At 63.4% G+C, this 13174-nt stretch carries 17 protein-coding genes; 11 read left to right on the top strand and 6 right to left on the bottom strand.

Features of this window, described 5'->3' with window-relative positions; translation table 11 throughout:
• The first annotated feature begins 54 nt into the window (after window positions 1-54).
• The 8 genes from JQ628_RS15375 to JQ628_RS15340 all read left to right on the top strand — a co-directional run bounded on the left by JQ628_RS15375 (window position 55) and on the right by JQ628_RS15340 (window position 7143).
• The gene (locus tag JQ628_RS15375; RefSeq protein ID WP_212223418.1) at window positions 55-594 is read left to right on the top strand and encodes an HD domain-containing protein; all 540 of its coding nucleotides are present in this window, start codon (window positions 55-57) and stop codon (window positions 592-594) included.
• A 23-nt stretch (window positions 595-617) separates the two neighbouring features.
• Complete coding sequence (gene ureC, locus JQ628_RS15370) at window positions 618-2333, top strand: urease subunit alpha (protein WP_212223417.1); 1716 nt, start codon at window positions 618-620, stop codon at window positions 2331-2333.
• 47 nt (window positions 2334-2380) lie between these two features.
• Window positions 2381-2680, top strand: a complete 300-nt coding sequence (locus JQ628_RS15365; protein ID WP_212223416.1) for a putative quinol monooxygenase — start codon at window positions 2381-2383, stop codon at window positions 2678-2680.
• A gap of 22 nt (window positions 2681-2702) precedes the next feature.
• The gene (locus tag JQ628_RS15360; RefSeq protein ID WP_212223415.1) at window positions 2703-3008 is read left to right on the top strand and encodes a putative quinol monooxygenase; all 306 of its coding nucleotides are present in this window, start codon (window positions 2703-2705) and stop codon (window positions 3006-3008) included.
• 55 nt (window positions 3009-3063) lie between these two features.
• Complete coding sequence (locus JQ628_RS15355) at window positions 3064-3675, top strand: urease accessory protein UreE (protein ID WP_212223414.1); 612 nt, start codon at window positions 3064-3066, stop codon at window positions 3673-3675.
• Window positions 3656-4393, top strand: coding sequence for an urease accessory protein UreF (locus tag JQ628_RS15350; protein ID WP_212223487.1), 738 nt, complete (start codon window positions 3656-3658; stop codon window positions 4391-4393). The genes JQ628_RS15355 and JQ628_RS15350 overlap by 20 nt, the downstream gene beginning before the upstream one ends.
• A gap of 160 nt (window positions 4394-4553) precedes the next feature.
• Complete coding sequence (ureG, locus tag JQ628_RS15345; protein WP_212223413.1) at window positions 4554-5213, top strand: urease accessory protein UreG; 660 nt, start codon at window positions 4554-4556, stop codon at window positions 5211-5213.
• Between the two features lie 271 nt (window positions 5214-5484).
• Window positions 5485-7143: a CHASE domain-containing protein gene (locus JQ628_RS15340; RefSeq protein ID WP_212223412.1), complete on the top strand. Its 1659-nt coding sequence runs from the start codon at window positions 5485-5487 to the stop codon at window positions 7141-7143.
• A gap of 166 nt (window positions 7144-7309) precedes the next feature.
• On the opposite strand, the gene JQ628_RS15335 is transcribed toward JQ628_RS15340, so the two are convergent.
• Window positions 7310-7855, bottom strand: a complete 546-nt coding sequence (locus JQ628_RS15335) for a sigma-70 family RNA polymerase sigma factor (protein ID WP_212223411.1) — start codon at window positions 7853-7855, stop codon at window positions 7310-7312.
• Entirely contained in the window at window positions 7855-8076 is a 222-nt protein-coding gene (locus JQ628_RS15330; RefSeq protein WP_212223486.1) for a NepR family anti-sigma factor, read from the bottom strand. The genes JQ628_RS15335 and JQ628_RS15330 overlap by 1 nt, the downstream gene beginning before the upstream one ends.
• A gap of 242 nt (window positions 8077-8318) precedes the next feature.
• On the opposite strand from JQ628_RS15330, the gene JQ628_RS15325 reads away from it, so the two are divergent.
• Window positions 8319-9125: a response regulator gene (locus tag JQ628_RS15325; RefSeq protein ID WP_212223410.1), complete on the top strand. Its 807-nt coding sequence runs from the start codon at window positions 8319-8321 to the stop codon at window positions 9123-9125.
• A gap of 71 nt (window positions 9126-9196) precedes the next feature.
• On the opposite strand, the gene JQ628_RS15320 is transcribed toward JQ628_RS15325, so the two are convergent.
• The 4 genes from JQ628_RS15320 to JQ628_RS15305 form a co-directional block, all read right to left on the bottom strand.
• Complete coding sequence (locus tag JQ628_RS15320; RefSeq protein ID WP_212223493.1) at window positions 9197-9433, bottom strand: hypothetical protein; 237 nt, start codon at window positions 9431-9433, stop codon at window positions 9197-9199.
• A gap of 115 nt (window positions 9434-9548) precedes the next feature.
• A complete protein-coding gene (locus JQ628_RS15315) occupies window positions 9549-9767 on the bottom strand; it encodes a hypothetical protein (protein WP_212223409.1) in 219 nt (72 codons plus the stop codon).
• A gap of 149 nt (window positions 9768-9916) precedes the next feature.
• Entirely contained in the window at window positions 9917-10981 is a 1065-nt protein-coding gene (locus JQ628_RS15310; protein ID WP_212223408.1) for an SDR family oxidoreductase, read from the bottom strand.
• A 124-nt stretch (window positions 10982-11105) separates the two neighbouring features.
• Window positions 11106-11567 (bottom strand): MarR family winged helix-turn-helix transcriptional regulator, encoded by a 462-nt coding sequence (locus JQ628_RS15305; protein WP_212223407.1) that lies wholly within the window; start codon window positions 11565-11567, stop codon window positions 11106-11108.
• A gap of 136 nt (window positions 11568-11703) precedes the next feature.
• On the opposite strand from JQ628_RS15305, the gene JQ628_RS15300 reads away from it, so the two are divergent.
• Together JQ628_RS15300 and JQ628_RS15295 are read left to right on the top strand one after the other, a co-directional pair.
• A complete protein-coding gene (locus JQ628_RS15300; RefSeq protein ID WP_212223406.1) occupies window positions 11704-12579 on the top strand; it encodes an isocitrate lyase/PEP mutase family protein in 876 nt (291 codons plus the stop codon).
• Window positions 12576-13109, top strand: coding sequence for a cytochrome b (locus tag JQ628_RS15295; RefSeq protein WP_212223405.1), 534 nt, complete (start codon window positions 12576-12578; stop codon window positions 13107-13109). The genes JQ628_RS15300 and JQ628_RS15295 overlap by 4 nt, the downstream gene beginning before the upstream one ends.
• Window positions 13110-13174: the final 65 nt, after the last annotated feature.

Below are 13174 nucleotides of genomic sequence, written 5' to 3'. Positions count from 1 at the left end.
AACATGAGGAACGATGCAGGCAATGGTGCCGTTGAGGCAAAAACGGAGGTTGCCATGCTCCCACCGATCCGCCTCGTCTCCGAAGCCGCCGATCTCGCCGCGCGCCGTCATAACGGCATGGCGCGCAAGGGGCGCGGCAACGAGCCCTATATCAACCATCTCGCCGAGGTCGCGAACATCCTCGCCGCGGTTACGGATGGCGCGGATGCCGAGCTGGTGGCAGCCGGTTGGCTGCACGACACGGTCGAAGACACCGACACGACGCGCGAGGAGCTGGCGCAAAAATTCAGCGAACGCGTTGCCGCGCTGGTGGTGGAGGTGACCGACGACATGTCGCTGCCCAAGCCGCAACGCCAGCAAAAGCAGATCGAGGACGCGCCGCATAAATCGCCGGGCGCAAAGCTGATCAAGATCGCCGACAAGATCAGCAATATCCGCGCGCGCATCGTCCCCGACCCGAGCGGGGACGAGCGCAACGATCTCGCCGCCTATACGATATGGGCCGAAAAAGTCGTCGCGGGCTGCCGCGGCGTCAATGCAAAACTCGATGCCGAATTTGATGAAGCCGTAAGACGCGCGAAGAGCGCGTTCTGACCGCAGGGGAATGGGGGGCTGTCATGTCCGTGAAAATCAAACGTTCCGTCTATGCCGACATGTTCGGCCCGACCACCGGCGACAAGGTGCGGCTGGCCGACACCGATCTCATCATCGAGGTCGAAAAGGATTTCACCACCTATGGCGAAGAGGTGAAGTTCGGCGGCGGCAAGGTGATCCGCGACGGCATGGGGCAGTCGCAGGCGACCAACCGGCAGGGCGCGGCCGATACCGTCATCACCAATGCGCTGATCGTCGATCACTGGGGCATCGTGAAAGCCGACGTTGCGATCAAGGAGGGCATGATCAGCGCGATCGGCAAGGCCGGCAATCCCGACATCCAGCCAAACGTCACCATCATCATCGGCCCCGGCACCGACGTGATCGCGGGCGAAGGAAAGATCCTCACCGCCGGCGGGTTCGACAGCCACATCCATTTCATCTGCCCGCAGCAGATCGAGCACGCGCTGATGAGCGGCGTCACCTCGATGCTGGGCGGCGGCACCGGCCCGTCGCACGGCACCTTTGCCACGACCTGCACGCCCGGCCCCTGGCATATGGGGCGGATGATCCAGTCGTTCGACGCTTTTCCGGTCAATCTCGGCATTTCGGGCAAAGGCAACGCGGCGCGGCCCGCGGCCCTGGTGGAGATGATCAAGGCCGGCGCCTGCGCGCTGAAACTGCATGAGGACTGGGGCACCACGCCGGCCGCGATCGACAATTGTCTCGCCGTCGCTGATGACCACGACGTCCAGGTGATGCTGCATTCGGATACGCTGAATGAGTCGGGCTTCGTCGAGGACACGGTGAAGGCGTTCAAGGGCCGCACCATCCATGCCTTCCACACCGAAGGCGCCGGCGGCGGTCACGCGCCTGATATCATCAAGATCGCCGGGCTGAAGAACGTGCTGCCGTCCTCCACCAACCCGACGCGGCCGTTCACCCGCAACACCATCGACGAACATCTGGACATGCTGATGGTGTGCCACCACCTCGATCCCTCGATCGCCGAAGACCTCGCTTTTGCCGAAAGCCGCATCCGGAAAGAGACCATTGCCGCGGAAGACATCCTGCATGACCTCGGCGCGCTCTCGATGATGTCCTCGGACTCGCAGGCGATGGGCCGGCTCGGGGAAGTCATCATCCGGACGTGGCAGACCGCCGACAAGATGAAGAAGCAGCGCGGCGCCTTGCCGGAAGACAAGGGCAAGGACAACGACAATTTCCGGGTCAAGCGCTACATCGCCAAATACACCATCAACCCGGCGATCGCGCATGGCGTCTCAAAACTGATCGGCTCGGTCGAGAAGGGCAAGCTCGCCGACCTCGTGCTGTGGTCGCCGGCCTTCTTCGGCGTCAAGCCGGACTGCATCATCAAGGGCGGCTCGATCGTCGCCGCTCCCATGGGCGATCCCAACGCGTCGATCCCGACGCCGCAGCCCGTGCACTACCAGCCGATGTTCGCCGCCTACGGCAAATCGCTGACGGCATCGTCCGTAGTGTTCACCTCCAAGGCCGCCATGTCAGGCGGGCTGGCGCGCAAGCTCGGTATCGGCAAGACGCTTTATCCCGTGAAGAATACCCGCGGCGGCATCTCCAAGAAAAGCATGATCCATAACGACGCCACGCCGAAGATCGAGGTCGATGCCGAGACCTATGAGGTGCGCGCCGACGGCGAGCTCCTGACCTGCGAACCTGCGGAAGTGCTGCCTATGGCGCAGCGCTATTTCATGTTCTAAAACCCGTCCCGGCCGATGCCCATAACAAAGAGCCGGGAGGATTTTTCGTGATCTACGTCGTCGCCACACTGACCGTAAAACCCGAGACGCGCGCCGAATTCATCGCCGCCGCCACCTCCTGCATCAAGGAGACGCGCAAGGAGCCCGGCAACATCGCCTACGATCTGCACGAGAGCGTCACGGATCCCGCCAAGATGGTGTTCGTCGAGCAATGGGAGAATGAGGAGGCGCTGGTGCCGCACCGGACCGCCGAACACATGAAGACTTTTGGCCGCGTCGTCGTGAAATGCATCACCGCGCCGCCGACGATCGAGATCATCACGCCCGCCAACGTCACCGTGCGCTAACGATAAGAACAAGGGAGAGAACATGATCTATGTCGTCGCGACCACGCAGGTGAAGCCGGACCAGCGCGAGGCCTTCATCGCAGGACACAAGAAATGCATTGCCGAGACGCTGAAGGAAAAGGGCTGCGTCTCGTACGAGGGCCACACCGCCATTCACGATCCCAATACCTATGTCGTGGTGGAGCGCTGGGAGACACGCGATGATCTCAACGCCCATGGCCGCGCGCCGCATATGAAAGTCTGGCGCGAGTACTCCTCGCCATTGAAGGCCTCGCCGACCGTGATCGAGATCATCAGCGCAGACAAAGTGGATACCATCAAGGCATGATCCGAAAAAGTGGGCACCGGTTTTTCGATAAGATCATGCCTCAAAGGATAAAGGCATGATTAGAGCGACGCAGGTCCGGGGACAGTATCGGTGGGCGGAGGCGCCGGCTGATACGGTCGTGCTCGATTTCGACGACCGCCATCGCCGGCGGATGGCGATGACGGGCACCCGCGGCCTCGAATTCCTGCTCGACCTTGAAAACGCCGTTGCGCTGCGCGGCGGCGATGCGCTGGTGCTGGAGGACGGCCGGCTGATCGAGGTGGTCGCCGCGCCCGAGCCGCTGCTGGAAATCCGCGGCGCCGATCCGCTGCACCTGGTGCGGCTTGCCTGGCATCTCGGCAACCGCCATCTGCCGACGCAAATCATGGGCAAGGGCCTGCGTATCCGCCGCGACCATGTCATCGAGGAGATGGTGAGAGGCTTGGGGGCGCGCGTCATCGAGATCGAGGCGCCGTTCGATCCCGAAGGCGGCGCTTATGCCGCTCCGCACGCCGCGCACGATCATGGGCATGGCCACACCGGCCATCACCATGCGCATGATCATCATCACGATCATGCGCACCACCACCACGATCATCACCATCACGGTGATCATCATCACCATCACGACGAGCATTGCGAGCACGAGCATCACCACGGCGATACCCATGCTCATGACCACAAGTAGCGGCGTGCCGGTCGAAGCAGCGCATGCCATGAGCGACAGCGAAATGGCGGCGCTGTACCGGCTGATGACCTGGCTCTCGCCCTCCTTTCCGGTCGGGTCGTTCGCCTATTCCAGCGGCATCGAATGGGCGGTGGAGGCTGGAGACATCGGGGATGCTGCGTCGTTGCACGACTGGCTTGCCGCGATGCTCGCCGACGGTTCAGGCTTTTGCGACGCGGTTTTCCTGGCGCAGGCGCATCGCGCAGTAGTCTCGCATGACGATCGCGCGTTGCACGAAATCGCCGAGCTTGCCGCCGCCTTCGTGCCCTCGCGCGAGCGCCAGCTCGAGACCACGACGCAGGGCCGCGCCTTCATCGAGATCGCGCGCGCCGCCTGGCCCTCCGACGGCCTCGACGAGGTGATCGAGGCTTGCGGCGGCCCGATCGTCTATCCCGTGGCCGTCGGTCTTGTCAGCGCCGTGCACGCCATTCCGCTACAGCCCGTGCTGCATGCGTTTCTCCATGCCGTGGTGTCGAACTGGATTTCCGCCGGCAGCCGCCTCATTCCGCTCGGCCAGACCGACAGCCAACGTGTGCTGGCGCAGCTCGAGCCTGTCGTCGCTGCGCCCGCCGGCCGCGCCATCACAGCTAAGCTCGATGATCTCGGCAGCGCCACCTTCCGCGCCGATCTCGCGAGCCTTCGCCACGAGACGCAATATACGAGGCTGTTCCGGTCGTGATCCCAGCTATTCTGTCGTCCCTGCGAACGCAGGGACCCATAACCCCAAGTGCCCGTAATGTAACAAAGCCGTCTGCCATTTGAGCAAATAAGATAGGCCGCGGCGTATGGGTCCCGGCTCGCGCTTCGCTTGGCCGGGACGACGATGGAGAGAATGAGCAATGCCCAGCACACACGGCCCGCTTCGGATCGGAGTCGGCGGCCCGGTCGGATCGGGAAAGACGGCGCTGATGGATCTGCTCTGCAAGAACATGCGCGAGCGCTACGACATCGCCGCGATCACCAATGACATCTACACCAAATGGGATGCCGAATTCCTGGTGCGCTCCGGCTCGCTGACGCCGGACCGTATCGCCGGCGTCGAGACCGGCGGCTGCCCGCATACCGCGATACGGGAGGACGCCTCGATGAATCTCGCGGCCGTGGCGGACATGCGTGCCAAGTTCCCCAATCTCGATCTGGTGCTGATCGAGTCCGGCGGCGACAATCTTGCCGCCACCTTTTCTCCCGAACTCGCCGACCTCACGATTTACGTGATCGACGTCGCCGCCGGCGACAAGATCCCCTCCAAGGGCGGCCCCGGCATCACCCGCTCCGACCTGCTCGTCATCAACAAGATCGATCTGGCCCCCCATGTCGGCGCCTCGCTCGAGAAGATGAACACCGACGCAAAGAGGATGCGGGGCGAGCGGCCGTTCGTGATGACCAACCTGAAGAAGAGCGAGGGGCTGGAGCGCATCATCGGTTTCATCGAGGCCAAGGGTGGCCTCACGCCCTCGCAAGCGCCTGGGAAAGCCGGCCGCGCCGGCAACCGTAATTAACCAATTCGTTAACGATCGCCCGGAGCTGCTAAAATTCGCCGCACTCGCGGAACCAAATCGAGCTTCCGCTATTATTGCACTCTGCCGCTGCCAAAGCAGCATTGGCGGCGTTCATAATGGTTACCTGCTGGCAGCCGCAGTTGCGTCTCGATGATCGCTCCTTCATTATCTCCTGCGGTTGGCCTTCATCCTGCTCCGTTTCGTTGCCGCCCCGGCCGACGCCAGAAGCACTGTCCTGTTCATCGCCAACCCTGCACTTCCGAGTAAACGAGTGGTTCGGCTGGGCTTCATCATTGCTTTCATTGCGCTCATCGGAGCCCTGCTCTCGGGGGGCGCAGCCTGGCGCGTGCACGATCAGGAACTGACGCTCGACAGCATTGCGATGGCGCGCGCGATCGACGTGCATGCGAGTCTGGTGCAGGACCGCCTCACCGAGCGCGAGTTGCTCGCCCGCGTCGCCTCCGGCCTGTTCCGAGCGCCGTCGATGGTGAAGGCCAACATGCTCCAGCCGCTGCGCTCGTCGATCTATGCCTTCAAGACCGATTTCGTGTTGGCGTCCTGGATCGCGCGGTTGCAGCCGAACGAGCTTGCGAAGGCGCAGGACGAGCTGAAGCGCGAGGGATTCTCCAACCCGATCATCCGCGACTATGACGGCCAGCCGCTCGACCTGAAGGGGATCGACAAGCCCGTCAATGTCATGATGGATATCGAGCCGCGCAACCCGGAAACGATCGGCCTTCCCGGGCGCGTGCTCGATCAGGATTCGATCATCGGGCCGACGCTGGCCCGCGCAAGGGCCGACGGCAAGCCGGTCGCGTCCGATCCGATCACGCTTCTGCGCAAGAACGGGCCGATCGGCATCGTGCTTGCCGCGCCCGTGCAGCAGGAGGGCGCCAGCCAGCCGGCCGGCTTCGTTGCCTTTTCCTATGAACTGGCGCCGCTGATGCTGACGAATGACGATCTGTCGATGTTCTCGGTGGCACTGCGCAATCCGCAGGAGCCCAACAACGAGCTGATCGCCGACGACCAGGGCATCATCAGCTCGCGCGCGGTGAGGGAGGGCGATCCGGCGCCCCTGATCCTGCGCACCGTGACGTTCGGCGGCCGCGACTGGACGCTCGGCTATTACGCGAAGACCAACGCCGCGCTGCGCGCGCAGCAGACCGCCGCGATCGTCGCCGCCATTGGCCTTGCGCTCACCGGAATCGTCTGCGGCCTGTTCGGCTATGTCGCCTACAACAATTTGCGGCTTTCGCGCGAGATCCAGGTCAGAATCGGATTCGAGCGGCGGCTCACCGCCGTGATCGACGAGCTCAATCACCGCGTGAAAAACATCCTGGCCGTGATCCAGTCGATCGTCACGCGCACGCTGCGCCACGGATCGGATATCGACGTCTCGCGCGAGCTGCTGATCGGACGCATTCACGCCATGGCCAATGTGGTCTCGCTGCTCAGCGAGAGCCAGTGGCAGGGCGTCAAGCTGAAGGGCCTGTTCGAGGCGCGCGCGATTCCCCATGCCGACCGCATCGCGATCAACGGGCCCGACATCGCCGTCAGCGCTCGCGCTGCGCAGAGCCTGTCGCTGCTGTTCTTCGAGCTGGCCTCGCATTCCGATGAGGGCCTGTCACTGGTCGGAAAGCATCCGCACATCGTCGCGCATTGGGAAGTCAACGGCGAGGAGCCGGAGGCGGTGTTTCATTTCCGCTGGGAAGAGTTCAACACCAGCGAGGCGACGCGCCGGCCCGATAGCGATTTCGGCCTGATCCTGCTCGACCGCGTCGCGCCCGAAGCGCTGGGCGGCACCTCGAAACGCTACTTCACCGATGTGTCCTACGTCTACGAACTCACCGCGCCGATGGAGACGGTCGTCGACATGACCGAGCGCGACCGCACCGAACAGATCTCCGCGCCGGTAAGGCCTGCGCGATAGCTGCATCCGGCCCGCAAACTCGATCTCACTCCGTTATCCTGAGGGGGGCGCTGTTGCGCGCCTCGAAGGACGACGGCCACGGCTCGGATCGCCCAACAAAAAGGGCGGCCGCAACGGCCGCCCTTTTCGTCTTCCGGGGCTGTAGTCACTTCCCGCGGCTGGTCGATCAGCCGTTGCCGCCGATCACCGCGCGCACGGTGTCATCGGGACCAAAATCCTCAGCGCCCTCCACGTAAAGCAGCGCCGAAAGTTTCGAGCGCGCGCGATTGACGCGGCTCTTGATGGTGCCGACCGCGCAGCCGCAGATCGCCGCTGCGTCTTCGTAGGAGAAGCCGGAGGCGCCGACCAGGATCAGCGCCTCGCGCTGGTCCTGCGGTAGCTTGTCGAGCGCGGCGCGGAATTCCTCGAATTCCAGATGCGCGCCCTGCGAAGGCTGCGTCTTCAGCGTCTTGGCGTAATTGCCTTCGGCATCCTCCACCTCGCGCCGCCGTTTGCGATAGTCGGAGCGGAACAGGTTGCGTAGAATCGTGAACAGCCACGCCGGCAGGTTCGAGCCCGGCTGGAACGAGTCGATATTGGCGATGGCGCGCAGCAGCGTCTCCTGCACCAGATCGTCGGCGCGGTCGCCATTGCCGGAAAGCGAGATCGCGAACGCGCGTAGGCTCGGGACCGACGCCAAGATGTCGTCGCGAAGTTGGTTGGTGAGAGGCATTAGTCCCTCCCGTTTTTTTCGGTTTCGCCCCCGGCCTGGGCCGCTCCTGGTTGATCCAGCTTGCGGATCAGTTCTGCAAAACGGTCGGGCACGCCCTGGCGCACCACGTCGTCATACATGGCACGGAGCTGATGTCCGATCCTGGATTGAATTTCGGCGTTGAGGCCGCCCTGCTTCCGGGGGGCGCCCGGTTGGCTGGCTTGAGACTTTACTTCCTTCATCATCTGATCCACGCTCCCCCGAGAGTTAAGCACCTGAAATTCCACATTTTATTTCGGCTGAAATCTGGGTACCCGGCCGCATCTAAGGATGGCTAATGCAAAGTTCGACCAAAAGTTCCGGATTCCAGGAACTATTTGATGGAACTTTTGGGCCGCTGGGGCGTAGTCGGCCCATCTGGGGAGCCGGGTCGCCCCGTCCAGCAGCCTGGCTGCCAATTGACCCGAGACAAGATGGAGTGGGGATGTCCCGATCACAGCTCGTTGCCGAACATTTACCGCTGCTGCGCCGCTACGCGCGCGCGCTGACTGGAAACCAGGCGTCGGGTGACGCCTATGTTGCCGCCATGCTGGAGGCCCTGCTTCAGGACCCCTCGCTGCTTGAAGAGCGTTACGGTCCGCGCGCCGGCCTGTTTCGGCTGTTCACAAAGATCTGGAATTCGGTCTCGATCAACGACAAGAGCGAGGTTGCGACCCTGCCGCTGCCGTCGGAGCGGCGGCTGTCCAACATCACGCCGCTGCCGCGCCAGGCTTTCCTGCTGCTCTCGCTCGAGGGTTTTCCGGAGGAGGAAGTTGCCTTCATCCTCGGTACCGATGTCAGCGAGACGCGCAAGCTCACCGATGCGGCCGGCCGCGAGATGGCCGCCGAGATCGCCACCGACGTGCTGATCATTGAGGACGAGACCTTTATCGCGATGGACCTCGAGAGCCTCGTGAAGAATCTCGGCCACAACGTGATCGGCGTCGCCCGTACCCATGCGGATGCGGTGGCGCTCGCCAAGAACCGCAAGCCGGGACTGATCCTTGCCGATATTCAGCTCGCCGACGGCTCGTCGGGCCTCGAAGCCGTCAACGAGCTTCTGAAGACGTTCGAGGTGCCGGTGGTGTTCATCACCGCCTATCCGGAGCGCTTCCTCACCGGCGAGCGGCCGGAGCCCGCGTTCCTGATCTCGAAACCATTCCAGCCGGCGATGGTGTCGGCGGTCGCGAGCCAGGCGCTGTTCTTCCAGCGCAACTCCCGCAACCGCGCCCCGCGGGCGGCGACGGGCTAAATCCGGTTTGACTGGGCGAACTGACCCGGCGCGCCAGAACGGCGCGCCGGATTTTTATTGCGGCAATCGGATCACGCCGTATGCCCGGGGTCGAAATCCGTCGGCGTCTTTTTCTTCCGCTGCGGCACCATCACGGCCGGATCCGGCTGGCCCGGCACGCCGCGCGGCCCGAATTGCGCGCGCTGCATGTCGTCTTCCGACTGCCGCGGCAAGCCGTCGTCCACCTGCCGGTGAACGCCCATGCTTTCCTCGTAGATCTGCCGGCTGCTCTTGAGCTCGCTCCTGGGAACACTCCGCTCGTTTGCCATGGGATGACCTCCCTTGCTGCAACGGGCAAACGCCGAAGCGGGCCAGGGGTTCATCTCGGGGTTCATCCTGCAATCGATACGAAGCGTTGCCGGAACTCACTTCCGGCAGCGGGCCTCAATCGTTGTACTTCGGTCCGCCCGTGTAATGGTGGACGATAACCTGCGGTGGCGAACCGGCGTCAAAGCCGAATTCCGGGTCCTGCATGTTTTCCGGCGAGGCCACGGCATGAGTCGAATGTTGTGTCACGGAATGCGCAGGGCGTGCGGACGCCTGTCCGGCAACTGCCGAGAACAAGATCATCGATGTGACCAGGGCGAGACGTTTCGTAAGCATGATGGTTGCTCCTTCGTTTGTGTATCCAGCCCGCCGTTCCGCAGATGGAAACGAAGGTGTAGGAAATTGATGTCGATCGCCGCGCCGCCGTATAAATTCTGCGTAACGATCAACGGCGTTGCACTCGATCGGCGTTCAAATTGGCGGCATCAGGGGATGATCCGCTCTCCGCGCAAGCGGCTGAACAGGTCGAAAAAGCTCTCGTCGGTCGCCTGATAATCCAGGAAGCCGAGCTTGCGGCTCCTGGTCATGTCGGTGACCACCTCGATCGGGCGGCCGAGATCGGCGTCCGTGTGCCATGCCGAAATGAGATCGATGAGAACGTCGCTGGCCAGCTTGTGCTTTCGAGCGATCCCGGTCCAGATCGGGCTTGCATCGGCCAGTTGACGCGCCAGCGGCGCGCCTACACCGCAATAAGGCGCCGCCTTCAGGCCGAACCAATCGGCCAGCCGTGTCCACATCCACTTCCAGCGAAACACGTCGCCGTTGACGACGTTGAACGCCTGATCGCGCGCGATGTCCGCCGTCGCCGCCCACTCCAGATGGCGTGCCAGCAGCCGCGCATCCGTCATGTCGGTGAGGCCGTTCCATTGCTGGGGAGAGCCCGGAAACTGGAACGGCCATCCGGTGGCCTTGCAGATCGAAGCATACACCGCGAGCGTCACGCCCATGTTCATGGCGTTGCCGAGGGCGTAGCCGATGATGGTATGCGGCCGGTGCACGCTCCATCCAAAACCGTCGCGCCTTGCGGCAGCGAGCAATTCATCCTCCTGGGCGTAGTAGAAATTTTCGACATCAAGCCGTGGCTGATCCTCGCGGAAAGGCGTTGGCGGCAATTTGCCCTTGCCGTAGGCCTCGAACGGGCCGAGGTAGTGCTTCAGTCCCGTCACGAGCGCGACGTGCCTGACCGAACCGGCGGGCGACAGCGCATCCAGAATGTTGCGTATCATGGCGCCGTTGATCCGGATGTTTTCCGCTTCCGTCTTCTGGCGAAGCCATGCCGTGATGAAAACATGGGTCGGCCGCAAGTCGCGCAGGATCGAGCGAAGCGCATCCGGCTCCAGCAGGTTCACCGCGATGGGCCGTACGCCGTCGATGTCGCCGGGCGGCCGGCGCGCCAGCCCGTATACCGGCCATCGCTTCTTGCTGAGGTGCCGCGCAAGGTTGTTGCCGACAATGCCGCTGGCCCCGACGACCAATGCCAGGTTTGTCATCGTTGCATCCCGTTTCGATATACAGGCGGGAAATAGGGAGCGATCGACGGTCGGCCAGAGCCGTCGTTTCAACGATGGCGTGAAGGGATGCGTTATCGGCAGGCCGCCCTTGCGGTTTCGGCGGTTATTTTCTGCCGTGCCGCTTCATCCCTCGATAGGCCGCGATGCGCTCGAGCAATGCTCCGGCCTTGATCAGTTGCGAGCGCTCGGCGGCTGTGAGATGGGCCTTCATGGCCTCGTCAAGCCAACGCGCGCCGCGGGTGCGGCTGTCGTCGAGGAACCGCCGCCCGGCCGCGCTGAGCCTCACTCTGACCTTGCGGCGGTCCCTGCTGTCCGGCGTGCGCAGGATCAGCTTGCGCGCTTCGAGGGAACGCAGCGCCGCAGCCAGATTCGAGGAACGCATGCCCTCATCGGCCGCGAGCACCGAAGGCGTGGCCGATCCGCCGTGGCGATCGATCGCGCCCAGCACCAGAAGCCGCGCCCATGACCGTTCGTCCGCCGTCGCTTCGCGGCGCAGTCTGCGGGAGACGTCCATCAATTGGCTTCGCAATCGCGTGATGTCATGCACCGAGCGTTGACTAGTCATGAGGCCATTCTCAAATAGCTATGTAAACATAGCAATATCGGCGGACGCGGTTTCCGTCAAACATGCTGCGCGCATCGCGCGGCGGCGGCGCGGTCCATCGAGGCCGCAGCCCATCCTCCAGATCAAGGAGTTCACCATGACATCCACCACCCTGAGAACGTTGATCCGGGAAAAGCCGTTCGTGACCTGCCCCGGCGTCTTCGACCTGGTCTCCGCAAAACTCGCCGATCGCAGCAAAGCCGACGCGCTCTACATGACCGGTTATGGAACCGTGGCGTCCTTTCTCGGACTGCCCGATGCGGGCCTTGCGACCTACTCACAGATGCTTGATCGCGTGCAGGCGATCGTCCAGGCCGTGGACAAGCCGCTGATCGCGGACGGCGATACCGGCTACGGCGGCCTGTTGAACGTTCATCATACCGTTCGCGGCTACGAGCGGGCGGGGGCCGCGGCGATCCAGCTCGAGGATCAGCAAAGCCCGAAGAAATGCGGCCACACGCCGAACCGGCACGTGATCCCGGTCAAGGACATGATCAACAAGTTGACGGTTGCGAACGATGCGCGCTCATCGCGGGATTTCCTGATCATCGCGCGCACCGATGCACGCACGGCGCTCGGCCTTGACGAGGCGATCCGCCGTGGCGAGGCCTATGCCAGGGCGGGCGCCGACATCATCTTCATCGAGAGCCCGGAATCGGAAGCGGAGATGCGCCGGATCGGATCGGCCCTGGATGTGCCGCTGGTCTCGAACCAGCTTCACGGCGGCCGCACCCCGATCCTCAGCCCGGACAGGCTCCGGGAAATCGGCTATCGGATGGCGATCTATCCGACGGCAGGCCTGCTCGCCAGCGCCCATGCGCTGAACAGCATCTACGGCTCGCTGGCCGACGGCAAGCCGGTACAAGCGCCGCTGTATGATTTTGACCAGTTCAGCGCCTTCATCGGCTTCAAGGAGGTCTGGGATTTCGAGAAGAAATACGCCGCGCTGGAAGCGGAATCAGCCGCGACATGATCGGCGATCCCGGTGATCCGGCGGAAGTCTATGACGGCACCACCATCGTCCTGCACTGGCTGACCGCCATCCTGGTTGCGATCCAGTTCCTGATCGGCCGGACAACCGGGTTGCTGCCGCGCGGCGCGCTTCGGCTCGACGTCTGGTCCATGCATGTCGTGTTCGGCTTTGTGCTCACCGGCGTCGTGACGCTCGGCATGGTCTGGCGCGCCAGATATGGCCGCCGGCCGCCACCATCGAATCGCGGCGCTCTCCATCTGGCCGCGGTGACGACACACCGGCTGCTCGATTTCCTGCTGCTGATCATGATCGCGCTCGGCATCACCGATGTGTTCGCGCATGGTTTTCCGCTCTTCAATCTCTGGCACTTTCCCAAAGTGGGCGGCCGCGAATTCGTGCTCAGCGTCAACGCGTGGCACGGATGGATGGCAAATATCCTTGCCGCCGTGGCGCTGCGTCATGCCGCGGCGGCGCTTTTCCATCATCACGTCATGAGGAACGGGGTCCTGCTGAGGATGTGGTGGCGCTGACTTTACCGCGAGCCCTTCTGCCGGCTTGCTCCGGTAACTGCGTTTGGTGCGTCCCGGCATGCGCC

It is taken from the genome of Bradyrhizobium lablabi (genome assembly GCF_018129385.1).
Lineage (GTDB): Bacteria > Pseudomonadota > Alphaproteobacteria > Rhizobiales > Xanthobacteraceae > Bradyrhizobium > Bradyrhizobium lablabi_C.
This window is presented reverse-complemented; position numbering and strand designations above follow the sequence as displayed.